Source organism: Mycobacterium sp. IDUB_19, from assembly GCF_055419445.1.
This window is the reverse complement of record NZ_JBVAXR010000011.1, coordinates 63,838-89,192: the sequence shown is the minus strand read 5'-3', so window position 1 is coordinate 89,192 and position 25,355 is coordinate 63,838. Positions and strand designations below refer to the sequence as shown.

Below are 25,355 nucleotides of genomic sequence, written 5' to 3'. Positions count from 1 at the left end.
GCACTTGTCATCGCAATCCCATCCCACGCGCGACCATGCTGCGCAGTATCTCGTTGGTGCCACCGCGCAAGGTGAACAGAGGCTTGTGCAGCCGCGACTGGTCCAGCATCTGCGACAGTTCGGGATCCGAGCGTTCCCGCTCAGGCCCGTGGTCCAACATTTCTTCGACGAGCTCGACCGAATCCTGCTCGAAGCGGGTGCCGAGGTCCTTGACCAATGCGGCCCGGTTGCCAGCCGGCTCGCCCGAAGTCAATGCGCGGGCCACTGAAATTGACAACTGCCGCAACGAAATTAGATGAGCCATCAACTGCCCCACATCAGCGTGGGTCGCACGGTCGGGTTCGGGACCTATTGCCAGCGCCCGGATCGCCGCCGCGATCAACGGAAAGGTGGTCAAGATCCGCTCTGGACCGCTGCGTTCGAAGGACAACTCGGCGGTGACTTGATGCCACCCATTGCCGATCTCTCCGAAAAGATCAGCATCAGGAACGAATACATCATCGAGGATCACCTCATTGAAGTGGTACTCGCCTGACATCAGTTCGATGGGACTGATGGTCACGCCGGCGGCGTCAAGCGCCACCAGGAATTGGCTGAAACCCGCATGCCTACGTTCGGGATCGAGGGGGCTCGTACGGGCGAGCACGACGATCTGATGCGCGTGATGTGCGCCGCTTGTCCAGACCTTCGTGCCGTTTAGCAACCAGCCCCCTGCAATTCTGGTGGCCTTTGTCTGGACAGCGGCGACGTCCGACCCTGCACCGTGCTCACTGATTCCGATCGCAACGTAGAACCGCCCGGAAGCGATTATTGGCAGCAGCTGATCGCGTTGCTCGGCGCTCCCGTAGGCGAGCAGTGCGGGAGCGATCTGGCGGTCGGCGATCCAATGGGCGGTGACTGGTGCGCCAGCGGCCAGCAACTCTTCGGTTACAACGTAGCGATGGAGGTAACTTTTGCCGCCGCCGCCGTATCGCCGGGGAATAGTCAGACCCAGTAAGCCCGCGTCGCCCAGCCGCGCACTGAATCCTTCGTCCCATGCTGAGAGCCAGCTGTCCACGGCGGGCCGCCAGCCGAACTGATCGCGGTCAGCGCGCACGAAGTCACGGACCGACGCCCGCAGCTTGGCCAGATCGGGTTCGTCGGCGCACAGCGCACTGAATCCGGCGCTCGCATAGGTGGAGTCGTGACCCATGAGGGGGCTTCCTTTCCAGCTTCTCACCCGGGGGAGTTAACGAGGTGCCTTGTTGCACACCGACAGTGGACGTCTTCGACCGGCCGGGCAGCGTGCACGCGTGCACCTCGAGGCGCATTTTGACCCGGGCAGCCTCCGACCAAAGATGGTGCGCGGCAGTGCGGTCTCAGCGGCTAGGAACAGATCCAGCGCGTCCGGGCGGCGGGTTACTGCACCACCGACTGAGCGCTTCGTCGATCTCGGTGAGGTCGGGGCGTTCGCGATGTCGGCCCGGTGGCGCCATGGATCCGGATGGGCACGCAACGGTCTAGCGCCGGATCGAAGGCCGGACCGCGGCAAAACTGCGCGCTCATCCGTGTGAGCACCGAAGGCGCACCGGTTTGTCCCCGCAGCACGAAGTTCGGACTGTGATCCGCCGCGCGGACCGGGCTGTCGCAATGCCCGGCCTTGTGATTCTGCGATGGCCATCTCTGCGACCCCGATGTGGCGACACCGAGGCCCCTGTAATTGGCCGTGGGAGCACTGATCGATACCTAGTCGATCTAATGCGACTGCGCACCAACACGTTTCAGGAGCCGACCCGTTGTTCGCCGTGCGCGACGATTCGGCTAGGGCGTTTTGTTCGGCGTAAAGCATTGTCACAGAGTCCATTCGCGTATCGATCTATCTGTCGTGTCGGTATCGCTTGGCGCCTTTAGGGGCGCACTGAAAGGGTCGGCATCGTGCCGGCGGAGAAGATCGCCAAGGCATTGCGACTGCGTGCTATCGCGACCGGATCCGCTTGGACCTTGTGCCCGGCGTCTAGCCGTCATCCGGATCCAGGTCGGTCGTCGACACCCAGTGCGCAAAGAGCGCATAGAACACGGGCTCGGCGGCGCGCTGCGCCAGACTCGATATCGAACACCCCAACTTCACTACTAGTGATCGCAGACATGCGGGACTGTGCTCTTTCCTCGTCATGCCCCGGGTGCCTTTCTTCGCGGCCAGTACTCGTCGGCGCCTCGGACAGGGCGGCCCTCCTCCAGCGGTGGAGGTGAGGTAGCGGGCTGCCTAGCTTCGACGGCATTGGGAGCGTCTCGTTCGGCACGGTACCGACCGCCTGCAAGCAGGAAAATGGTTGTGTTTGCACCATGCTGGCGTTATCGGCTATTCCGGGACACGAAAGCCGGCGCGAAGACGGGCCAGACTTCGTAGCGAAAATGCAGTGACCGGGCAATCACTTGCACAGAGTGACGCTTGCCTGACTGCGCTGAACGCGAACAACGCTGAGAGCAACTATCTGATGTTTCCAACGCCGGTATCACCTTCCAGGCGGCACGTGTGCCGATAAATGCAATGGGCATCGACGACCGACCGAGACGCGCATGACGGCCAGATTGCGGACGTAGGTTCCCAGCACCGATGTGACTGGATGTTCCATCTGCGCAAGATCGCAGCCATCACCGACGCGAACGAGCTCCCCGACCATCCGCCATCAACCGCACCGACCACTGCGATGTTGCGAGCGGCGCCACGGGATCCCTTGTGCACCATCGTTTCAGCGAGCACTCACATTTGGTTTCGGTCAATGACTGGCGAGGGACCGCCGCTGATCGGCTAACCCGGCGACACCCTCGGCCTCAAACCGGCCGGGTCAGTCGGCACGGTCGGATGCGTGGATCCGGTCATCGATGCGGTGTTGGCCACCGGTGAGCATCTTCCTCTTGGGGCTACTCGCCGTTGTCGAAACGGTCGTGGCTCCGGAAACGCGGATGGCCCGTCTTCGCGCCGGCTTTCGTGTCCCGGAATAGCCGATAACGCCAGCATGGTGCAAACACAACCATTTTCCTGCTTGCAGGCGGTCGGTACCGTGCCGAACGAGACGCTCCCAATGCCGTCGAAGCTAGGCAGCCCGCTACCTCACCTCCACCGCTGGAGGAGGGCCGCCCTGTCCGAGGCGCGTCGACGGGTACTGGCGCAATGATTTGAGAATGAACGAATGGAGAGCGGTGGGCGTGCGAAGCGCGTTGTTCGGCCCCGAGCAAGAGTTGTTCCGGAAGACCGTCCGGAGCTTCTTCGAGCGCGAAGTCGTCCCGTGCTTCCCGGAATGGGAACAACGGGGCTTTCCGCCGAGAGAGTTCTGGCTACGTGCCGGTGAACTCGGGATATTAGGGATCCGGGTGCCCGAAGCGTATGGCGGCGGCGGGGCTGAGAGCTTCGCATGGAATGCGATCACGGCGCAGGAAGCGCAGCGTGCCGGTATTCCCATCGGTGGCGTGCGGGTACATGTCGACATCTGCATGCCGTACTTCCTTGCCTATACAACGGAAGAGCAGCGGCAGCGATGGCTTCCGGAGTTGGTCTCGGGGCGTGCGGTCGCCGCGCTTGCGATGTCGGAGCCCGAAGCCGGGTCCGACGTCAAGGCAATCCGGACGCATGCCGTACGCGACGGTGACCACTATGTCCTCAACGGTCAGAAGACCTTCATCACGAATGGAGTCGTTGCTGACCTTTTGATTGTCGCGGTACAGACCGACCGGGACGCCGGTCGCCGAGGCATCAGCTTGCTTGTTGTCGAGAGCGGGATGCCCGGATTCGAGCGCGGTAGGACGCTAGAGAAGATCGGTCTCAAGGGACAAGATCTCGCCGAGCTGTCATTCACCGACGTGCGCGTGCCGGTGACGAACCTGCTCGGCGAGGAGAACCACGGCTTTACATATCTGACGGCGAAACTTGCCCAAGAGCGCCTGTCGGTCGCGGTGAATTCACAAGCAGCGGCGGTGACAGCGCTGCAAAACACCGTGGTTTACGTTCAACAACGCCGCGCGTTCGGGGTTCCAATCGGCAGTTTCCAGAACACGAAGTTCGAGCTGGCCAGTTGCGCAACGGAGATCGAGGCGGGCCAAGCGCTCGTTGACAGATCGATCGAGGCATTGGACGCGGGTGAATTTACGGCAGCGGATGCGGCCAAGGTCAAGCTTTTCTGTACGGAACTGCAGGGGCGCGTGGTAGATCGGTGCCTTCAGCTGCATGGCGGCTACGGCTACATGTGGGAATTCCCGATCGCCAAGGCATATGCCGACGCGCGGGTGAGTCGGATCTATGGCGGATCGAGCGAGATCATGAAAACGATCATCGCTAAATCGCTGGGCCTGTGAGACAGGCGGCGAGTCAGTACGCGATACGAGTTGCGGCGCGATGTGCGCCACTTGGCAAGCACCAAATCGTCCAGCACCGCATGGCGCGGGAAGGCAACTGTACGAGGAGTTTTCAATGAAACCAACAACTGGGAGACACTGTGATCGTTGACGGGAATTCGGTGGTGGTCACCGGGGGTGCGTCAGGGCTGGGCCGGGCGACCGCGCAGCGATTCGTCAAAGCCGGTGCACGGGTGGTTATCGCTGACCTCCCCACTTCGGCGGGAGCGCAAACGGCGACCGACATCGGTGCGCGGTTTGTGGCAGCAGATGTCACGAGCGAGCCGGAGATGAATGCGGTATTCGACGCGGCTGTCGAGCTGGCACCGCTGCGTGCAGTAGTGCACTGTGCCGGGCGTGGGCACACGCTGCGGGTCCTCGATCGGGACAATAAGCCGGCCCCGCTGGACCTTTACGCCGGCGTGATCAACACCAATCTGATCGGTTCGTTCAACGTGTTGCGGCTTGCTGCCGCCAGAATGGCGCTGACTGAACCGGTCGACGGTGAGCGCGGAGTGATTGTGATGACCGCATCAGTGGCCGCGTGGGAAGGTCAGATCGGCCAAATCCCTTACGCGTCGGCCAAGGCCGGTGTGGTGGGGATGACGATTGTGGCAGCACGGGATTTGGCGGCGAGGCAGATCCGGGTCGCCACGATCGCGCCGGGGTTGTTCGACACGCCACTGTTGAATCGTTTGTCGGAAACCGTCCGCGCCTCGCTGTCTGAGTCGGTACCGCATCCGCGACGCCTGGGGGCCCCGGATGAGTACGCCGCTCTCGCGCAGCACATCGTGGAGAACTCGATGATCAACGGAGAGACCATCCGCATCGACGGAGCGATCCGGATGGCGCCGAAATGAGCGAATCAGCCGAGCTCGGCGCGCTGGTCGAGCGCCTCGATGGGGTGCTCCTGGTCACGATCAACCGACCACATCGACGTAACGCCATCGATCTCGACACCGCTCTGCTCATTGAGGCAGCGATGGACGAACTGGATGACGATGACGACCTTCGGGTGGGGATCATCACCGGGGCCGGGGGAGCGTTTTGCGCCGGCATGGACCTCAAGGCTTTCGCATCGACCGGGCAGCGCGCTCGGACCCAGCGGCGAGGGGCCTTCGGGATCTGCACCCTGCCGCCCCGCAAGCCGTTGATCGCCGCGGTGGAGGGCAACGCCGTCGGCGGTGGGTTCGAAATCGCCCTGGCCTGCGACCTCATCGTGGCCGGAGAAAGCGTGCGATTTGGGCTGCCTGAGGTGTCTCGCGGGCTGACCGCGGCGGGGGGCGGGCTGGTGCGGCTACCCGAGCGCATTCCATACCACCTGGCAATGGAGGCAGTGCTCACCACGCAACCGCTGACCGCCACCCGGGGTCACGAGCTTGGCCTGGTCAACCGATTGGTGCCCGACGGCGGCGCGCTAGACGCCGCACGTGAGCTGGCGGCAACGATCGCGACCCAAGCGCCACTGGCGGTGGCCGCATCGAAGAAGGTGATCAATAGCTTCCGGGACTGGCCAACGGCCGAGCGGTTTGCCCGGCAGGCCGAAATCCTCGATCCGGTCCAAAACTCCGCCGACGCTAAGGAAGGCGCCGCCGCGTTTGCCGAAAAGCGCGCACCTGTCTGGCAGGGCCGCTGATGCCAATGAGCAGCGGCACCAAGACCGACATGTCGACGATGGGTGTCACCACCGTCGTTGATCTGGACAATACGATACTCATCGCGATGAGTGGGAAGGACGCCCTCGCATGACAGGAATCGTCGCCTACGGGACCTACATTCCCGAACGCAGGCTGGACCGCAAGGCCGCCGGAATCGGTCGGGGTACACGCTCGATCGCCTCTCACGACGAAGACGCCACCTCACTAGCCGTCGAGGCTGCACGTCGGGCGTTGGCGGTCAACCCTGCCGGCGCGCCGGGTTTGTTGACGTTCGCCACCACCGCTCCGGCCTACGCCGATCGCACCAACGCCAACGCGATCCACGACGCGCTAGGTCTCGACCCGGCGACATCGGCGTACGACATGGTGGGTTCGGTCCGCTCCGGGCTGGGCGCACTGCGGGCGGCCGCCGACGGCGCCTCAGCCTCGAGCCCGACGCTTGCGGTGCTGTCCGACGTTCGCTTCGGACTACCTGGCTCAGCCGATGAGCGCGACGGTGGCGACGCCGCGGCGGCATTCGTCTTCGCCCAAACCGGTCCGTTCGCCGCGGAGCTGCTGGCCCACGTCGGTCATTCCGGCGAATTCCTGGATCGCTGGCGCATCCCTGGCGAGTCCTACTCGCGGGTGTGGGAGGAACGCTTCGGTGAGACTGCCTATGTGCCATTAGCCGAGGCGGCACTGGCGGATGGGTTGAAGTCGGCGGGTATTGCCATAGGCGACGTCGACCACCTCATCGTGACCGGCCTGCATACCAGGGCGGTGGCGACGGTTCGGCGAACCACCGCAGTGGCCCCCGAAGCCATGGTGGACGACCAGCTCAATACGATCGGCATTTCCGCCGCAGCGCACCCCGGCGTGCTGCTTGCTGACGTGCTGGACCGAGCGAAACCCGGCGCGCTGATAGTGCTGCTGGTGCTCGCCGATGGTGCGGAATGCTTGGTGTACCGCGCCGGCTTGAGGGTCGGCACCGCAGCGGTGACACTCGCCGAGCAGCTGCCAGGACGCCCCGTCGACTATCACGACGTGCTGGTCTGGCGAGGGTTGCTGCGCAAGGAGCCGCCGCGTCGGCCAGACCCGGAACGTCCTGCAGCGCCGCCCGCGCTTCGGCATGTCGACTGGAAATTCGGCTTCGTCGGTAGCAAGTGCCTCGAGTGCGGGACCAGGCACCTTCCGCCCGAACGCGTGTGTTTGAAGTGCCACTCGGTCGACAGGATGGCCCGCGAACCGCTGGCCGGCGTGACCGGCACCATCGTCACCTACACCCTGGACTATCTAGCCTTCTCGGTGGCGCCCCCGATCATCGTGGTGGTCGCCGACCTCGACGGGGGTGGTCGGCTGCAATGCGAGCTGACCGACGTGGAGCCCTCCACGGTTGCGGTAGGCGACCGAATCAAATTAACCTTCCGCCGCCTGTACAGCACGGTCGACGGAGTCCACAACTACTTCTGGAAAGCACGGCCATTGGCCGAGGAGGTACAGCAATGACATCGAACGGTATCCGCGACCGCGTCGCTATCGTCGGCATGGGATGCACCAAGTTCGGCGAGCACTGGGAGCGGGGGGCCGACGACCTGTTGATCGATGCGGCCACCGAGGCTCTCGGTTCGGCGGCGATGTCTGCAGACAGTGTGGATGCCTACTGGTTGGGCACCATGCGCTCCGGGAACTCCGGCATGACGCTGTCGCGCCCGCTGAAACTGGATTACAAGCCGGTGACCCGGGTCGAGAACTATTGCGCCACCGGCAGTGAGGCGTTCCGCAATGCCTGCTACGCCGTCGCGTCTGGCGCCTACGACACCGTGATGGCTATCGGTGTCGAGAAGCTGAAGGACTCCGGCTACTCGGGACTGGTCTCTACCGGCCCCCCCGACGACGGAACCGCGTCCACCATCACCGCGCCAGCCGTGTTCTCGCTGCTGGTGCCGGCATACGCCAAGGCCTACGGCGTGAGCGACGACATCATGGCCGATGTGCTGGCCCGGATCGCCTGGAAGAATCACGTGAACGGGGCCGTCAATCCACGTGCCCAATTCCAAAAAGAAGTGCCGATCGAAAAGATCAAGTCAGGGCCGCGGGTCGCCGGTACGCTCGGGGTCTTTGATTGCTCTGGCGTCAGTGACGGCTCCGCGGCCGCGTTGATCGTCAGGGCCGAGGATGCGCATAAGTACACCGATAAGCCGTTGTACGTCAAGGCGTTATCGTTTGTCGCCGGTCCAGGAACCGGGATGATGGACGACAGCTACGGCTATACGTCCTTCGAAGAGGTGGTGCGCTCCTCCGAGGACGCCTACCGCCAGGCCGGCATCCAGGATCCCAGAGCCGAGCTCGCAATGGCCGAAGTGCACGACTGTTTCACGCCGACCGAGTTGGTGCTGATGGAGGATCTTGGATTCTCCAGCCGGGGCACTGCGTGGAAGGACGTGCTGGCCGGCGTGTTCGACCGAACAGGCGAACTCCCCGTGAACCCGGACGGCGGGCTGAAAAGCTTCGGACATCCCATCGGCGCCAGCGGCTTGCGCATGCTCTTCGAGTGCTGGCTGCAGCTGCGCGAAGAGGCGCCGAAGGAGCGTGCACTGCCTAGCGTTGCGGGCGGTCGCAAGCTCGGCCTTACCCACAACCTGGGCGGTCACCCCGGTGCGTGCGTGAGCTTCATCAGCGTGGTCGGCACAGAACCGTCCGCGTGAGCTCGGCCGTTGTTTCGCGTCCATCAAAGGGCCCGGAGCATTCCATCGATGTCCTTTTCTCCGGCTACGAGATCGCTGCTGTTGGGCTGACGAGTGAGCACTCGGCCAGTTCGGACGGCGACGAGGTTCTCGGCGGAAACGTGTATCTCTAGCGGGTGCTACTGCTGCCCGCCTCATGGCTCGATCGTCGCTTTGCCGACGCCTAGACTTCAACTCAGTTTGCATCGGGTGTGTAGGAGAAAACGTATGCGGCGGACCATCTTCGACGATACTCATGACCTGTTCAGGAAAAGTGTGCGCAGTTTCGTCGAGCGGGAAGTGGTGCCACACTTCGACCGCTGGGAGAATGCGGGGATCGTTGATCGGTCTTTGTTCTCGAAGGCGGGCGATGCTGGGTTGCTCGGCACGGCTGTCCCCGAGGAGTTCGGTGGCGGGGGGGACCCTGACTTCCGATTCAACGCCATTCGCATCGAGGAACTGTGCCGAGCCGGTGTGCTAAATGCCGGTCAGGGCTTGGGCCTGCATACAGACATCTGCATCCCGTACTACTTGAAGTGGGCGAACGCTGAACAACAGCGCCGTTGGCTGCCGGGCTTATGCGCCGGTGAACTGATCGCAGCCATCGCCATGACCGAGCCCGGTACCGGATCCGATCTAGCCGCAATAACCACGCGAGCGGTACGTGAGGGTGATGACTATGTGCTCAACGGTGCGAAGATGTTCACGTCAAACGGAATCAACTCGGATTTGATCATCGTTGTGTGCCGAACCGGCGGTGCCGGTAACCGCGGCTTGAGCCTTCTCGTCGTCGAAAGGGGTATGGACGGCTTTGAACGGGGCCGAAATCTCGAGAAGGTCGGCCTTCACTCACAAGACACTTCCGAACTCTTCTTCCAAGACGTTCGGGTGCCAGTAGGGAACCGACTCGGTGCCGAGAACGACGGCTTCCGCTACCTGGTAGACGGCCTCGCCCAAGAACGTCTCCAGATCTCAGTCGGTGCGGTAGCTCACGCGGAAGCGGTGTTTGCATCGACATTGGAATATGCCAAGCAACGTTCCGCGTTCGGCCAGCCGATCGCATCATTTCAGAACAACCGTTTTGCGTTGGCGACGATGCGTACCGAAATCGATGTGGCACAAGCCTTTATCGACCAACAGGTCCTGGCCCACGTCAATGGGGAACTCACCGGTGAGGACGCCGCCGAGTCCAAGTGGTGGAGCACCGAGCTCGAGTTCCGTGTCATGGATGCCTGCCTGCAGTTACACGGCGGGTACGGCTATATGAACGAATACGAGATCTCCAGGCACTGGCGAGACGCACGCATCAACCGAATCGCAGGTGGCACAACCGAAATCATGAAAGAACTCATCGGACGGCGCAGACTCGGCGTGTGAGGCGACGCCGCAGGCCCAGCATTTCCCTAATCGAGAGCGCCGAGGCCGGGCGTTGCGGCCGGATCACTCGTTCAGCAGTTTTAGCATCCGCGCACGAGAAACCTCGTCGGCGAGTCGGTGCACCAGCAGAATATGCGTTGGCGAACCGATCGGGCGAAGCGCGACCTGCTCGGTGGTGATCTCGCCAACCCTGGACTGGTGCACTAAGCGGTCTCCCACCATCCGCTTGACCTCGTGCTGTGCCCATGCATCCCGAAAGACGCCACTGGCTTCGGTGAGCATCTCTACCAGATCGGCGTTACGCGGGTCACCGAGGCGCTTGCTAGATTCCGCCCGGAATCCAGCGATTACCGTGCGACAATGGTCCTCCCAATTTACCAACGTCGCTCGTAGCGTCTGGCTGGTCAACATGAAGAGTCCGTTTCGGCTCTCCTCCGGAATTGTGTTGGGGTCGAACCATAGTCGCGAAACCGCGGCATTCCATTTCACGAGATCACCGTTGGGCTTGATCAGCAGTGCCGGCGAGGGCATCTGCTCATCAACAAGCGCCCGCAAAGATTCGTGGGGAGTGTCCGACGAAGGGTCGTCTCTTCGAGAGCTGGCGACCGGATGCCCGCCGAGTCGGCGGAGGTAACGGTGGTTGGCGTCGTCGAGCCGCAGTGCCCGCGCCAGCGAATCAAGGACCTGCGGTGTCGTGCGGATGTTCCGCGCTTGTTCGAGCCAGGTGTACCAGGTCATGCTCACCGAGGCCAGCAGCGAGACTTCTTCACGTCGTAGCCCGCTCACCCGGCGTCCTGAGCAACGAGGTAACCCGACATCCTCCGGTTGCAAAGCCCGGCGACGTGCCCGAAGGAAGGCAGCAAGCTCCGCGTGCCGGAGCGCATCGTCACCGCTGGTTGGAACGGTTCCAACCGCCGCATCGCTTCCGGCAGGATCATCGCTAGCCGCCTGGACAAAGTGGGGTTTACTCACGGCCGACTTCCTACCCGATTCAAATATGAATGGCGGCGTACGAGCCGTGATGTAAGCCCGACCCACGGCCGCAGCACAGACAGCGAGAAAGCAAAAGTAGAAGTCGCTCGCACGTCCCGCCCGGCCAGGCGCCACGCTTTGACTGACCCCACGACTGAGTCACCAAGCTTTATCCGGTATCGCGAACCCGCTGCCGGACACGGCGCTAACCAGGTGCGCTCGGAACTCGCCTGACACCAGTAGTCCTGACTCCATCGGTACCGAGGCTCAGCCATGGCGGCGTCGCCTTGGATAGCCCCGTTAACCGCTACGCAAATCAAGCTCTCGACCTCGCTGTCAGAACAACTACACATAATGCAGTCTACAGCGAAGAGGAGGGGGCCACACGTAGGTCGCGCCGATCTGGGGATTCATGAGGGTCACGACGTTTGGAGCGCCTCCCACCGTTGCCTGCGGGCGGATGCCGACATCGTCGTGGCAGGATCCGCGGTCAGTGCGAACATCATCGCCGCTCCGCTCCGCTCCGCTTCTCGGCAGGGCTTGGCGGGTGGCCTGGGCGTCCTTGACCCGCAGGATCGTGGTGCCGACGTCTGCCGATCTGGTGGGTCGGGATTTCACTGCCAGCGCGAAACGGGAAGTGCTGCGGTGCGATGACCAAGATCCCGCCTTGGAGGGGCGATCTGGATCTGCCCACCCCGTCGATATGTTCTCCCACCGGTTGCTAAGGCGTGCCACTTCGTCGCCTCCCGATGCCGCCTTGGCCTGGGCTGGCTCGAGATGGCCGACGCCGTACGCGGTGTCCTGACATGACCGACTATGGCTGACGGGATGAACTTATGCGGATTTCCGAGCCGCCTTCACTGCAACAACTGTCACCGCTGTGCGCCGCCAACTCGGCAAGCTAATTGACGGGGAGGGTAGCTTCGCCTATCGAAAGCGCCGCGCGCAAGCATTCTTGCCTCCACTGGAGCACCAGACGTCATCCCGCGACCACGTTGCCGCGAAACCCGCGCCCGCCTAGCCGTAATGGCGTGGTGTCACGATTGCTCTATCTGCCGCGGCCGACAGGACGCCGTGGGGCGGAACACTGCGGCCCAGACGGCCACAACATGAGCAACCGATCCACGGGAAGCGCACAAACCCTTTGCGGTCAAAGGTGATCGGATCTCATCGATGTCGGTCCTGCGCCGCCGGCATTCGGGAACAATCTTCGGTTGGATGCCGAAGTCGCGGTCACTCGATTCTGGACTCCTCGTCTCGACGAGCACCGCGCGGGTCCTGGGTGCTGTTGCGGGAGTTGCCGTTTCGCCGGCCGACAGGGCGGTGTTTGTCTCACTCGACGATGTCGCCTCCGCGTCGCGTGTTATCACGAATTACGACTTGTCTAGTTAATTGGTTGAGCTGAAACGAGTACTAACAACACCAAGCCCATGGGGGGAGCGCTTATTGACTTGCGTCCTCGCCACCAGTCAGTGTCGAGGAGAGCAGAAAGGACCGGTGCGGAGTTGCAATTGTTATGTGCCAGCGCGGTTTGCGTTCAGAGCGGTCAGCCTAGGGGGATCAACGGGTGAAGTTGTGGATCGCTCTGCCGTTGTTCCCGATGAAAATAGTGCCGGACCTTGTGGTGGAGGCAGAGAGGCTCGGAGTCGAGGGTGTGACGGTCGGCGACCACGTCTGCGTACCCGCAGCGGTGGATTCGCAATACCCGTATACAGGTAAGCGGGCGGTTCTTCCGGTTGGCACCGAGTTCCCTGACCCGTTGTCTTGGATTTCCTCGCTGGGGACCCTTACAAGCACACTCCGCTTCTTGACGCATGTTCTGCTTCTGCCGCTTCGACACCCGCTGCTAGTCGCCAAGGAGATTTCGACGGTCGCATCGCTGATTGGGGCGCGCCTTGACGTGGGTGTCGGCGTCGGTTGGATGCGCGAGGAGTTTGACGCTTTGGGCGTCCCTTTCGAAGAGCGGGGAGCGCGCACGGACGAGGCGTTGCCATTGCTTCGCAAGCTGTGGACTGGTGACGTCGTCGAGCATCATGGTCGATTTTTCGATTTCGCACCGCTGGCGTTACACCCTGCGCCGCCACGCCCGGTGCCGTTGTTCGTCGGCGGCCATGGTGCCCCCGCCGTTCGCCGTGCAGCGACTCTTGCCGACGGCTGGGTTGGGGTGCTTCCCACACTTGATGAGCTCGAGACGATCTTGTCCAGCATCCAAGCGCGGCGGCGGATCGCAGGCACGCTCGATCGGCCCTTCGCGGTCCGCACGGGTCTGAAAGGAGCCGTCGACAGCGATAGCATCACGGCGGCCGGAAAACTTGGGGTGGACGGGTTGATTGTGCTCCCTCACCAGCTGGTTCCCCGCGGGGCCCCGGTCTACGAGCTGCCGCTGGAAGACGTGCTTGCGCGGGTGCCAGCGCTAGTCGAGCAAGCGGGCAACGTGTGAACCGGGCAGACCTAGCCGACGGAATAGGAACTCGTCCTCTCTTCGATCTGTCGGGACGAGTGGCTTTCGTGAGCGGTGCTGGACAAGGTGTTGGCGCGGGCATCGCGCGGCGCCTCGCCGAGCGTGGTGCCGTCATTGCGGTCAACGACCTCAATGCCGAGCGCGCTGGCGCGATCACCGAAGCGATTGGCGCAGCCGGGGGCCAGGCGCTCACCGTGACCGCCGATGTGACTGATTTAGAGGCGGTTGTCGAAGCGGTACGCGTGGTCGTCGCCACCGTAGGACCGGTGGACATCCTGGTGAACAACGCTGGTGTGCCGCCCGGCGGAATGGCCATGAGCTCCTTCGTCGACACGCGCCCCGAGGACTGGGATCGCTTCCTGCGGCTCAACCTCTACGGCGTCATGTACTGCACACATGTGGTCCTGCCGCTGATGATCGAACGACAGTGGGGTCGGGTGATCACGATCGGCTCCGATGCTGGCCGCTTCGGTGACCCGATGCTCGCCGCGTACTGTGCCGCGAAATCGGGGGCTGCGGGTTTCGGTCGGGGCGTCGCGAAAGAAGTTGGTCGGCACGGGATCACAGTGAACACCGTTTCACTGGGCTCGATCGAGACGCCCAGCTTCGATGATCCCGACGCCGAACGCCGAGCGCAGCGTTATCCGATGAAGCGACTCGGTTGTCCCGATGACGTCGCCGCCGCTGCCGTTTGGCTTGCCTCGGAGGAAGCGGGCTGGGTTACAGGCCAGACGATCTCGCTCAACGGCGGCTACATCAGCGCGCCATAAGCCCGCACCATGCGGAATGGCGCGACCATCACGACGGAAGGACCAGGCGGTGGGAAACGACTCCGTTGTCGACGCACTGTCCCGAACAGTGGACGCTAGTGCCGAACACACGTTCGTGGATTTCGACGGACGCACATCCACGTTCGGCGATGTTTGGCTGCGCGCGTGTGCCCTCGCCCGTGGTCTCCGTGAGGTCGGTGTCGCCGCGGGTGACACCGTGATCTCACTGCTTGACAACAACGAGGACGGCTTGTTGGCGTGGTTTGCCACCAACATGCTCGGAGCGATTTGGATACCCGCCAATACAGCATTACGCGGCGATTTTCTGCGCCATCTTGTTGTCGATTCCGGTGCGCGGGTTGTGCTTTGCGAATCGGACTTGCTCGACCGGCTGATCGCGATTGACGGGGGCATCGAGGACGTCGAAATCGTGCTCGTGCGAGGCCAGTACGACGCGGAGAAGACCGCGAGCTTTCGAATCGAGCCGTTGGACGCCCGCCGAGTCGAGGGCCCCGATGGTCCCTGGCACCGCTCAACGAGCGACACACTGTCGATGCTCATCTACACGGGCGGCACAACAGGACCGTCCAAGGGCTGCGCAAATAGCAACGGCTTCGTTCTCAATGCCTGTCGTCGCTACCTCGAATGCACCGGGCGGACCGCGGACGAGATGGACTGGAGTCCGCTGCCCATGTTCCACCTCAACATTGTTGCCCAAACCATTTTGGGGTCGGTGCTATTGGGCGGTACCGCGGCGATTTCTTCGAAGTTCTCGGTGAGCCGGTTCTGGCCGGAAGTCGAGCGCACCGGTGCGCGAGTGGTGCATCTGCTCGGATCGATGGGATCGATGATTGCCGACATGCCAGACGTTCCCGAGATGCAACGCTGCTTTGGCCAGATCCGCTATCTACACGGCGCACCATTTTCGCCGCAAACCAAAGAGGTTTGGTACCGGCGGTACGGGGTGGGGGGCATCGGCGGCTACTACGGGATGACCGAGGCTGTGCCGATAACGCGAATGTTCCACAACGCCAGCACACCTGAGGGGAGCCAAGGGCGGATCAACGACGACGATTTCGATGTTCGGATCGTCGACGAAAATGAACGTGAGCTTCCCCCTGGTGAGCTGGGCGAGGTCGTCGTTCGCCCCAAGCGATCGAATGTGATGTTCGACGGATACTGGCGGCATCCCGAGGCGACCGTTGCCGCGACGCGGAATCTGTGGTTTCACACTCGTGATCTCGCGAGCATCGATGCCCACGGCTTCTTCTATTTTCAGGATCGGAAAAGCGATGCGATACGGCGGCGCGGCGAAAACGTCTCGAGCGTTGAGCTCGAGAGGGCCTATCTCAAACATCCCGATATCGAGCAGGTGGCGGTCCACGCGGTCCCATCGGAGCTCACCGAGCACGACGTCAAGGTCACCGCGGTGCTGGCTGCCGGCGCGAGCCTGACACCGCTCGCACTCTTCGATTGGTCGACGGAGCGAGTGCCATATTTTGCGCTGCCCCGCTATATCGAATTCCGCGACAAGCTGCCGATCAGTCCGACTGGTCGCGTGCACAAATATGAACTTCGCAATGAAGGAGTCACTGCCGCGACTTGGGATCGGGAAGTCGACCCTGAAGCAACGTGGGAACGCCGATGATCGTGGCGGTTCGTCCCAATGTTAAGCGCACCGGACAAATCAGACGTCAACACGAACTAGTGAAGGAGTAAAAATGAACGATCAGTTGGATTGGTTGATCTCGGTCGATGACCATGTACTCGAACCTGGGCACGTATGGGATTCGCGCCTGCCCGCGAAATATAAAGAGCTCGGCCCCCAGCTGCGAACCGACGAAAAGGGCGAGGCATGGTTCTACGAATCGAAACGCATGCCAACAATCGGATTATCCGCTGCGGCGGGCAAGAAGAAAGAGGAATTCAGCCCGCTACCGATGACATACGCCGATATGCGGGCCGGCTGTTATGACTCCAAGGCCCGCTTGGAGGACATGGACCGTGACGGCGTGTTGGCCTCGCTGTGCTTCCCGTCGTTTCCTCGATTCTGCGGGCAGACCTTCTACGAAGGTGAGGACAAGACACTGGGAATGCTGTGCGTCCAGGCATACAACGATTGGATGGTCGACGAGTGGGCCGGCGTGGCACCTGGCCGCTACATACCCATGATCCTGATCCCGCTGTGGGACCCGAAAGCGGCGGCGAAAGAGATCGAGCGAATGGCAGGTAAGGGTGCCCGGGCGATCGCCTTCAGCGAAAATCCGACACCGCTCGGCTTGCCGTCGATTCATGACCGTGGCCGATACTGGGATCCGGTATTCGCCGCGGCAAACGACACAGGAATGCCGCTTTGTACCCATCTCGGATCGTCGTCGCAACTACCGCAGCCGTCGCCTGACACACCGATGATCTCGACGGTTGCCATGACACCCATCGTGAGCATCGCATCAACATGCATCGAATGGCTCTTTAGCGGCAACTTCACTCGTTTTCCGGAACTGAAGCTCTGCCTTTCCGAGGGTGGAATCGGCTGGATCCCTTATGCCCTTGAGCGCTGCGACTACGTTGTCGAGCGGCAGGGCTACTGGGCTGCCAAGGGTGACTTCTCGGGTGATCTGACGAAGGGCGAGGCCGCGGCTGTCGAGGGTTCGGAAGGAATCGACTTGTCGGTCATGCCGTCTCAGCTGTTCCGCGATCACGTATACGGATGCTTTATCGACGAAGCTCATGGCCCACGAAATATCGACAGCATCGGCGTCGACAATGTGATGATTGAAACCGACTACCCGCACACCGATTCAAGCTGGCCCAACTCCATCGAATTTGCGCACAAAAACTTGGCTCACCTCAGCACGGACGACCAATACAAGATTCTGCGAGGAAACGCCGAGCGGGTGTTCAACTTCACGCCAAGCGAGCCTGCAACGACCAACCGGTAGCACTAATCCGCAGACATAAAAAACACGCGGTTGGGCGGCGGTTCGCGTCTTCGCAAGACGCAACTCGAGAACAGGAAATATGACAATGCGTGTCGGCTTCATCGGTCTCGGTGACCAAGGTGCTCCGATGGCGGCGGCGATCGCACGCGCGGGCTTCGAGCTTTACGTCTGGGCGCGTCGTCCGCAGTCAGTGCAGTACCCGTTGCAATACCATCCCGATATCGCGCCGGTGGTTTGCGCTTCGATCGCCGAACTCGGTCAGCGATCCGACCTGATTGGGCTGTGCCTGCGGGAAGACCGAGATGTCGAGGAGGTCGTCTTTGAGGGCGGCCTCCTCGACGCGATGAATCGGGGAAGTGTTCTCGCCAATCACGGCACCGGTTCGCCCGACGTCTGCGCTGGCTGGGCGGAACGGTGTCAAAATGCAGGCGTGTACTTTCTTGACGCCCCAGTCAGCGGAGGTCGGGTAGGCGCCCACAATGGCACGTTGACCACGATGATTGGCGGCGATAGCGATGCCGCGAAGCGGTGTTGGTCCGTCTTCGAATCGTTCTCGCGGCTGGTTGTCCACCTCGGCCCGCCGGGGGCCGGCCAGCTGGTCAAACTTCTCAATAACACGCTCACGGCGGCAAATCTGAACAACTCCGAAACGGTTCTAGCGCTTTGCGATCAGCTCGGCTTAGACCGTGTTGCCGTCGTGGACCTCGTTCAGGCGAGCAGCGGCGCAAATTTCGCCATGGAAGCGCTGACCAAACAGATGACTCCTGAACTCGCCGAGCATTACACGAAGATGATCGGTAAGGATGTCGCACACTTCTCGCACGCAGCGCGACTACGCGGAGTTCCCGAATCCGCGCTGGAGGAGTCGGCCCGGTTCGGGGTCTCCCGCATCATCGAAACCGTAAGTCGGTTCAATGAATCGCCGGTGAGACATTGAACTGGCCCAGCGACGTCGGCACCCGCTTGGTCGAGGTCGACAGCATTAGGTCGGACGGACGGCATGCCCGAATCTATTCCGCGGCTGTGTTGCCTGGAAGGGATTCCTGACATGGAAGACCTCAACATCGAGCACTTGCGGTTTGAACGTCGGGGCCCAATCGTATGGTGCCAAATCGATCGGCCCGAGGCACGTAATGCCCTCACTCCCGCGATGTATGTCGGCCTCGGCCACGCTATCTCGTCGGCCAGTGCCGACCCCGCCACTGACGCCTTGGTGATCACGGGCACCGGCGATGTCTTCATCCCCGGAGGTGACCTCGGATCCGGCGCCGACGGTGGCGTCTACGGCCCCCTCAGCACCGTCTTACCCTGGCCGAACATCCGATCCAGCACCATCCCGATCGTCACGGCGATCAACGGCCTCTGCTTCGCGTCCGGGCTCATGTTCGCGATGCTCTCGGACATCGCCGTCGCCAGCGAACGTGCCACCTTCCGGATCCCGGAACTCATCCGAGGCTTTCCTGATATGTGGATGGCTGCGGTGCTTCCGGCCCACGTCGGTGTAGGCCGAGCTCGCGAGCTCGCACTGACCAACCGGAAATTCGATGCCGCGGAAGCACTTTCGATGGGGGTGGTGGAGCGGGTAGTCCCGCATGACGAACTCGAGTCGGCCGCAGAGACGGCCGTACACGAGGTTTTGGAGACGGCACCGGCGGCGCGAAACTTCTTCCGCCAGGCGCTAAACGCTCGCTATGGCGTCGTCGATGAGGTGACGATGAACTGGGCACCGACAAGCCCAGAGGTAATGGAAGGCTTCACGGCTTTCCTTGAGAAGCGTCCGCCGGCATGGAAGCGACACGGAATGAATCAGGCAACGCGATGACGGTGCCGGTCGGCATTACGGTCTCGCTGGGCTTCAGGAGAGGCAGCACAAGTGATCCTAGAACTGACGCAACCATTGTCGGCTCGCGAGCTGCGTTAGTACGTTGAGAAGCAAGAATGACGCCTCAATTCGCGGGGACCTCAGTGACATGACGAAAGATTTGTCCCCCGACCACCTAAGGATGCTTCGTGCGAAACGAACAGGCTGACGAGTTGAGCGTCAAGGAGATTGGCTCGGTGCGCGTCGTCACGTTAGACCGACCAGATCAACGTAATGCGGTCAACCACGGTCTGCATCACGGTCTTGCTAACGTGTGGGCGCAACTCAGCCAGGACGACGACGCTCGGGCCGTCATCCTTACTGGTGCCGGGTCCACTTTTTGCGCGGGCGGCGACTTCGATTTCATTCGTGATTCCGTTACTGATGCCGAGCGCCGTCGCCAAACGATGCGCGACGCGCGACAGATCGTCACCGAGATTCTCTCTTTTCCATTGCCGGTCATCGCGGCGGTCAACGGCCCTGCAGTCGGGTTCGGTTGCAGCCTTGCCTTGATGTGCGACATCGTGCTGATAAGCGACTCAACCTATCTCGCCGACCCGCACGTTTCACTCGGTGTGGTCGCCGCCGACGGCGGCGCCTTGGTCTGGCCGATGCTGACCAGCATCCTCAAGGCCAAGGAGTTTCTCCTGACCGGCGATCGTATTCCAGCACAGGTGGCTGTCCAGCTCGGGCTGGCGAACCGAGCTGTCGCCGCCTCATCCTTGATGATTGAGGCGGAGGCCCTCGCAGCACGCCTTGCGGGCCAACCGCGCCAGGCGCTGGAAGACACCAAACGAGTTCTCAACCTTCACCTAAGGAATGCCGTGAATGCGGTCATGGACTTCGCCTTTTCGGCGGAGTCCGAGACACTCGCGGCACCCGGCTTGCTCGACCATCTCTCTGCCGTCATCACTCGGAGAGAACGGAATCACGAACCTAAAGCCAATCACGAACCCAAAGTCGTCGCCACGACCGGCGCTGGAAACGCCGCGAATACTTTGCCATGAGGACCAATACGAGAAAGGACGACGCATGAGCTTTCCCACCATCATCTCCGCTGACGACCACATCTTGGAGCCACCGAACCTGTGGACGTCACGACTTCCGGAGAAGTTCCGCGACCGCGCACCGCACGTGGTTCGTAAGAAGGTGGCTCCCCCGAAGCTGGCCATCAAGCAGGAGGCCGTCGACTCCGAAGACGGTCAATGGGCAGATGTGTGGTGTTACGAGGAGGGCCAGCACCCACTGCTGATGGTCGCGGCCGCCGTTGGATTTTCGCATGACGACATCGAGCTCCGGATGGTCACCTACGACGATGTTCGTCCCGGATGTTGTGATCCCACAGCGAGGCTCGCCGACATGGATATCGCGGGGGTCGAGGGATCACTGTGCTTCCCGAACCTGGCGCCGGTACGGTTCGCCGGCCAAGGGTTCCTCGAAGCCAAGGACAAGGAATTGGCCTTGCTCTGCGTCAAGGCCTACAACGACTACATCATCGATGAATGGTGTGCCGCTGATCGCAAACGCCTGATCGCCTGCGGCATCATCCCACTGTGGGATGCCCACCTCGCCGCAGATGAAGTGCGTCGAACAGCAGCTCGCGGTATGAAGGCCGTCTGCTTCTCCGAAGCACCTGCTCATCTTGGTCTGCCCTCGCTGCACGCCGGTTACTGGGATCCGTTCTTCCAAGCATGTGAGGAAACCGGGACAGTTCTTTCGATTCACGTCGGTTCCAGTTCGCGTATCCCACTGCCGTCGCCTGATGCGCCGCCGGCAGAAGCGAACATTCTGCTCGTTAACAACTGCTCGACGGCGCTTGTCGATTGGCTGTGCTCGGCTCTGTTCATCAAATATCCCAAACTCAAAGTGCTGCTTGCGGAATGCCAGATCGGTTGGATTCCGTACTACCTGCAGCGCCTCGACGAGGTCTGGGAAATCCACACGGGTTGGGCCGGTATCCGCGACCAAATGCCTAACCCGCCAAGTCATTACTTTAAATCGAACATGTTCGCGACGTTCTTCAGCGACATCTTCGGGCTCAAGAATCTCGCCGACATCGGCTACGACAACGTGCTGTTTGAGACCGATTACCCGCACTCTGACTCGACGTGGCCCGACTGCCAGAAAGTGGCCCGGGAACAGACCGATGCCGCGGGCCTATCGACGGAGAACATCGAGAAAGTGATTCGGGGCAACGCTGCACGCCTCTTCCGACTTTAAGCGGTCGTGTCCGCGTCGGATGCCGGTCTCAAGGTCGGCGCCTTGGGTGCACGGACGTGTATAGCCCACCGCCACCGCAACAAGTGATGATGGGTCTGATGAGCTCGACCGACCTGAGTCCCTGTGGCTGCGAAGGCGTTGGAGCACGGTCCCTCCTGCGTCATAGCAATAGCGCCGACAGCAGAGGGCACCCGCATCGCCCTGACGGCAAGGAGGTGTGTGCCCGTCGCGTTTGACCCAGCGCGGTTAACTGCTGGTGTTTGGGCGGGCTTAGCCCCAGGGAGCGGCCTTATTTCGAGTCGTCTCTTCGGTGGATGCGAGGTTGACTGCGGCATTGAGGCCCTGTCGCGTCCGCATTGCCTCGAGTACGTCACGAAAAGACCCGACGTCGACCAGATCCCTTCTGTCGGTGGGTGGCCGACACCGGGGATCACGAAAGCGGACGAACTGGTGAATCACCTCTACGACGGGTTGATTGTTGGTGCGATGAGACAGCTGGCGGCCGGAGCAGAGCGATGATCGTGGCTCCCAGGATCCGATGGCCGGAGGCACAGCATATTTCGCGACTGGACGGCGAAAGACTCCGCCAGTAGGCGTCAGCGGCGCTCACTGCGGGCCAGTTCAATGTGGCCACTGAGTTCGAAGATCGCCGCGCCGATGTTGCCGATGCGTTGAGATGCTCGCGACCGCGCAGACGCCCTCAGGTCTGTCGGGGCGAGTTCTTGGCATATCTGGGTTAGACGTCTTTGATCAACGGATTCTCGATCGGAAGCGCTCGACTGCTTCTAGGTAAGCCTCACCCTGCAACAAACGCGTATAAACCTCAAGTTCATGGAACCTCGCTGCACGAGATGCTTCTAGGCGAGAGTTGAGGAGAGCCTTCTTCGTCGCTACGAGCGCCTCAAGTGGTGCTGAAGCGATCTGGCTGGCGAGATCGGCTGTGAACGCCGACAACTCGTCCGCATCAACAACTTGCCAGACCAGGCCGACGGTCTTCGCACGAGGAGCGTCCAGCCATGATCCGGTGAACAGAAGGTGAGCGGCTTCTTGAGCTCCTATCCGGGATGGAAGCAAATAGCTGGATCCGGCTTCAGGGGCGAGGCCGAGCTGGACAAAGGGAAGTCGGAATCGGGCTTCCGCCGAGGCGATAACGACGTCGCAATGCAGCAACGCCGTGGTACCGAACCCGACAGCGACACCGTTCACGGCCGCGATGAGCGGCTTGCGGAACCTCTCAAGCTCCTCGATACACGGGACAGGCCCGCGAGTTTCGCGGTCATGAAGGTGATGGTCCGAATTAAAGTCGTATAGATCCACTCCTGCGCAGAACGCTGTTCCCGCACCCGTAAGCACAAGACATTTGACTGAGGGGTCGACCGATGCGGATGCGATCCCGGATCTGAGGTTGTCGAAGAGCTCGGTTGTCATGGCGTTGAGTGAGCTGGGCCGATTCAGGGTCAGCGTTCGCACGCCACGATCGTCTGTTACAAGGAGATCGGGCAAGCCAGTCTATCCTCCGAACGAATGAGAGACTGAATCACGACCATCTCGACGTCGGCAGCACTCACTCTTGTTCCTGTTCCTGGGTGCCGAGGCGGTTCTCGATGACTTCATCGACTTGCCGCAGCTTGTCGGCGCGCTCGGGAGTATCACGAGAATCGTAGATCGGTTGCATTCCCGTCATCTTCGAAAAGACCGCCACCGACAGGACGCCCTCGGGGCCTGCGACATGCGGTCCGTAGAACTCACCCGGCGACGACATCACGACGTCGCCCGCCTGTAGGACACGTCCGTCATCGAGGTTGATCGAACCGCGCACGATAATTTCGACACGGTGGCTCGGATGGGCATGTCGAGGAAGCACTTCGCCTGGCGGGATACTCAACAACATCGTGACCGGCGCATCAGCATCAAGTGGATTGTCCGACAACACGATGGTTCCCAGGTCGTAATTCATCAGCCGAGCAGCGTCGATAGTCCAACGCAGTGGTAGGGGAGTGATAGCTTCCCAGAACCCAGGTTCATGGATCTGGAAATAGCGGATCAAGAAATCTCCCCTCCTGCAGTCAGGTCGAAACGACGATCAGGGGCGGAGAACATGAGGAGATTAACCCACTCAGCTCGCACCCACACTAGGGGCAGATTTTCAAATGTCGAAAATCGGCACCAGTTTTCGCCCGCGATTGACACAGGTGATCATATGAACCCCGTCTCCGCCTACCGCTGCGCATCGAGATACGGCCGAGTGATGCGACGCGACAGATAAGAGCGTCGCTCCGGCCGAGGGCAGCGAAGCTGCAGCCTGCAGTCCGTGCCGTTGACGACGACGCCGTGCCCGAGCGGGAATACTCGGTTGGCCTTGTATAAGTGCGGGTTTCGTGGAGGCAGTCCGATCGCGCCGACGACTCGATGCAGCAGATCGCCACAGCGAGAGCGGGTGGACTTTCACGGGACAGCTCAACGCGCGAGGCACGCGGGGATCAGGGCTAACATGATTCCGATTGTGATAGTGCCGTGACTACTACCTCTAGGGCCCGGCCAGCCTTGACAGCATCATGTATCGCGCAATCAAATTGCATACAGGGTGACGGATTTGTTGACCTGTTTGGTTGCGGAAGGAATCTCCAGTGGGTAACGGCTTTCTACTGCGGCGCTGGAGACAGCAAGTGTCAAGTATCCGGGAGCAGGTCACGCGGCTGCTGAATGGACAGTGGGTAGGTGCAGGTGTGACTCCGACGGTGCGCGGCCCTGTCCGCACCGGTAGACCCACTGAGTCAGACGACCTCGACCCGAAGGCATGTGCGCTACTGGTGTTGGGTTGCCAGCCAAGTGGTCTCGGTGAAATCGCGGACGCCCACGCGCTGATTATGAAGACCAACGCGGCCATCGACATTGTCCGCCGACACGGAGGCTATGTGGGGTTTGGGCGGATCGCTTCCCACGATCTTGATTACCGATTCGTACCTTCCACCAACAAAGAATTCTCTGCGCTGGCGTTCGAGCGTCGCTTCCACGACGGCACGCGCGACGCCGACATTCATCCCGCGCTCGGAGTTCAGCCGGACGACATGATTATCCAACCGACGCGCCTTGGCGCTTTTTCCACAACGGATCTCGATGAGCAGCTGACGAATCTTGGAGTCACCACGCTCATTCTTTCAGGGGTGGATACCAGCGGTGCCGTGCTGTCTACCATCCGCGATGCGGCCGACAGGGATTATCGACTGATCGTCTTGTCGGATTGCACGGCCGATCCGGACATCAGCGCTCACAACCTGCTCGTGTCGCAGATCTTTCCCCGCCAGGCGGAAATCACCACCGTCGCAAAACTGTACAGCCGGCTCGCCGAAAGTGTTGCCGCACGAGACACTCGAGAAACCAGCAGCCACGTGGACAGCACGCCGCCGTGACCACAGTGGGCTCGTCACGACTGAGGGACACGGCCACGGATCGGTTTGACGGCTAAATCGTGCTGTTTGTACCTCGACGGATTCCGTTCAGCGAGTCCTCGCTGAGGCTCAGCGACGGCGGCAACGGATCCTGTTGTTTCTAAACCTATCTGGCATGTCCATCTGCCGGCCCCACGTGTGACACGACGATCAGCCATCCACTCACACCGAGGTGTTGGCTGTCGCCCGCCACCCTCGTCGACAAGTTGGCGGGACGGCAGTCCCTTGGGGGCCGCCGACGGCGGTGCGTAGTGACCAATGCGGCGGTGTTCCTACTTCCTGGCGCCGGGCTGGATGGCCGGAGATCATCCGTCCGGTCTGCACCTCGCGACCGCCCGGTCGGGATTTGATGGAATATCTGGAGCTAGCTGGACAGCGGCCAGCGGCGGTTATTGCCGGCAGCAGCAAATTCCTCCGCTGTTCGTGAAATTCGCCGCAGCACAAGAGTAGTAGTACTACCAGGTGACGAAGCTCATATGGGTGTAGGCATGGTAATCAGCGAAATAACGAGTTCACGTGGCTAGTTGGAGAGGAGCAGGCAGCAGTGGCTGAAGCTCGTCATCAAACTGGCTCGG

At 61.6% G+C, this 25,355-nt stretch carries 20 protein-coding genes; 16 read left to right on the top strand and 4 right to left on the bottom strand.

What is annotated here, in order from left to right:
- Positions 1-7: 7 nt before the first annotated feature.
- Positions 8-1,192 (bottom strand): acyl-CoA dehydrogenase family protein, encoded by a 1,185-nt coding sequence (locus ACZY0B_RS11710; protein WP_463764267.1) that lies wholly within the window; start codon positions 1,190-1,192, stop codon positions 8-10.
- A gap of 1,994 nt (positions 1,193-3,186) precedes the next feature.
- Between ACZY0B_RS11710 and ACZY0B_RS11705 the strand changes: the two genes are divergently transcribed.
- From ACZY0B_RS11705 to ACZY0B_RS11675, 7 genes are all read left to right on the top strand, one after another.
- A complete protein-coding gene (locus ACZY0B_RS11705; protein WP_463764318.1) occupies positions 3,187-4,329 on the top strand; it encodes an acyl-CoA dehydrogenase family protein in 1,143 nt (380 codons plus the stop codon).
- Positions 4,330-4,469: 140 nt separating this feature from the next.
- Entirely contained in the window at positions 4,470-5,228 is a 759-nt protein-coding gene (locus tag ACZY0B_RS11700; RefSeq protein ID WP_463764266.1) for an SDR family NAD(P)-dependent oxidoreductase, read from the top strand.
- Positions 5,225-6,004: a crotonase/enoyl-CoA hydratase family protein gene (locus ACZY0B_RS11695; protein ID WP_463764265.1), complete on the top strand. Its 780-nt coding sequence runs from the start codon at positions 5,225-5,227 to the stop codon at positions 6,002-6,004. Before ACZY0B_RS11700 ends, ACZY0B_RS11695 begins: the two co-directional genes overlap by 4 nt.
- A gap of 109 nt (positions 6,005-6,113) precedes the next feature.
- Positions 6,114-7,511, top strand: a complete 1,398-nt coding sequence (locus ACZY0B_RS11690; RefSeq protein ID WP_463764264.1) for an OB-fold domain-containing protein — start codon at positions 6,114-6,116, stop codon at positions 7,509-7,511.
- Positions 7,508-8,710 carry an acetyl-CoA acetyltransferase gene (locus ACZY0B_RS11685; protein WP_463764263.1) on the top strand — a complete coding sequence of 401 codons (1,203 nt, stop codon included), beginning with the start codon at positions 7,508-7,510 and terminating at the stop codon, positions 8,708-8,710. Before ACZY0B_RS11690 ends, ACZY0B_RS11685 begins: the two co-directional genes overlap by 4 nt.
- Positions 8,707-8,862, top strand: a complete 156-nt coding sequence (locus ACZY0B_RS11680) for a hypothetical protein (protein ID WP_463764262.1) — start codon at positions 8,707-8,709, stop codon at positions 8,860-8,862. The genes ACZY0B_RS11685 and ACZY0B_RS11680 overlap by 4 nt, the downstream gene beginning before the upstream one ends.
- Before the next feature lie 94 nt (positions 8,863-8,956).
- Positions 8,957-10,105 (top strand): acyl-CoA dehydrogenase family protein, encoded by a 1,149-nt coding sequence (locus tag ACZY0B_RS11675; RefSeq protein ID WP_463764261.1) that lies wholly within the window; start codon positions 8,957-8,959, stop codon positions 10,103-10,105.
- Between the two features lie 63 nt (positions 10,106-10,168).
- Here ACZY0B_RS11675 and ACZY0B_RS11670 read toward each other — a convergent pair whose 3' ends face one another.
- Entirely contained in the window at positions 10,169-11,077 is a 909-nt protein-coding gene (locus ACZY0B_RS11670; protein WP_463764317.1) for a helix-turn-helix transcriptional regulator, read from the bottom strand.
- Between the two features lie 1,567 nt (positions 11,078-12,644).
- Here ACZY0B_RS11670 and ACZY0B_RS11665 point away from each other — a divergent pair.
- The 8 genes from ACZY0B_RS11665 (at position 12,645) to ACZY0B_RS11630 (ending at position 21,331) form a co-directional block, all read left to right on the top strand.
- Positions 12,645-13,517: a TIGR03619 family F420-dependent LLM class oxidoreductase gene (locus ACZY0B_RS11665; protein WP_463764260.1), complete on the top strand. Its 873-nt coding sequence runs from the start codon at positions 12,645-12,647 to the stop codon at positions 13,515-13,517.
- A 68-nt stretch (positions 13,518-13,585) separates the two neighbouring features.
- On the top strand, positions 13,586-14,308 hold the full coding sequence (locus ACZY0B_RS11660; protein WP_463764259.1) for an SDR family NAD(P)-dependent oxidoreductase: 723 nt from the start codon (positions 13,586-13,588) through the stop codon (positions 14,306-14,308).
- 49 nt (positions 14,309-14,357) lie between these two features.
- Positions 14,358-15,956: an AMP-binding protein gene (locus tag ACZY0B_RS11655; protein ID WP_463764258.1), complete on the top strand. Its 1,599-nt coding sequence runs from the start codon at positions 14,358-14,360 to the stop codon at positions 15,954-15,956.
- A gap of 73 nt (positions 15,957-16,029) precedes the next feature.
- Positions 16,030-17,250: an amidohydrolase family protein gene (locus ACZY0B_RS11650; RefSeq protein ID WP_463764257.1), complete on the top strand. Its 1,221-nt coding sequence runs from the start codon at positions 16,030-16,032 to the stop codon at positions 17,248-17,250.
- A 79-nt stretch (positions 17,251-17,329) separates the two neighbouring features.
- The gene (locus ACZY0B_RS11645; protein ID WP_463764256.1) at positions 17,330-18,187 is read left to right on the top strand and encodes an NAD(P)-dependent oxidoreductase; all 858 of its coding nucleotides are present in this window, start codon (positions 17,330-17,332) and stop codon (positions 18,185-18,187) included.
- 111 nt (positions 18,188-18,298) lie between these two features.
- Positions 18,299-19,072 carry an enoyl-CoA hydratase/isomerase family protein gene (locus ACZY0B_RS11640; protein WP_463764255.1) on the top strand — a complete coding sequence of 258 codons (774 nt, stop codon included), beginning with the start codon at positions 18,299-18,301 and terminating at the stop codon, positions 19,070-19,072.
- Between the two features lie 188 nt (positions 19,073-19,260).
- A complete protein-coding gene (locus ACZY0B_RS11635) occupies positions 19,261-20,118 on the top strand; it encodes an enoyl-CoA hydratase/isomerase family protein (protein ID WP_463764254.1) in 858 nt (285 codons plus the stop codon).
- Positions 20,119-20,143: 25 nt separating this feature from the next.
- Positions 20,144-21,331 carry an amidohydrolase family protein gene (locus tag ACZY0B_RS11630; protein WP_463764253.1) on the top strand — a complete coding sequence of 396 codons (1,188 nt, stop codon included), beginning with the start codon at positions 20,144-20,146 and terminating at the stop codon, positions 21,329-21,331.
- 750 nt (positions 21,332-22,081) lie between these two features.
- Here the strand turns inward: ACZY0B_RS11630 and ACZY0B_RS11625 are convergent.
- Both ACZY0B_RS11625 and ACZY0B_RS11620 read right to left on the bottom strand, forming a co-directional pair.
- Positions 22,082-22,801 (bottom strand): enoyl-CoA hydratase/isomerase family protein, encoded by a 720-nt coding sequence (locus ACZY0B_RS11625; protein ID WP_463764252.1) that lies wholly within the window; start codon positions 22,799-22,801, stop codon positions 22,082-22,084.
- 94 nt (positions 22,802-22,895) lie between these two features.
- Positions 22,896-23,378, bottom strand: coding sequence for a cupin domain-containing protein (locus tag ACZY0B_RS11620; protein WP_463764251.1), 483 nt, complete (start codon positions 23,376-23,378; stop codon positions 22,896-22,898).
- A 679-nt stretch (positions 23,379-24,057) separates the two neighbouring features.
- Between ACZY0B_RS11620 and ACZY0B_RS11615 the strand changes: the two genes are divergently transcribed.
- Positions 24,058-24,741, top strand: coding sequence for a cysteine hydrolase family protein (locus ACZY0B_RS11615; protein WP_463764250.1), 684 nt, complete (start codon positions 24,058-24,060; stop codon positions 24,739-24,741).
- Positions 24,742-25,355: the final 614 nt, after the last annotated feature.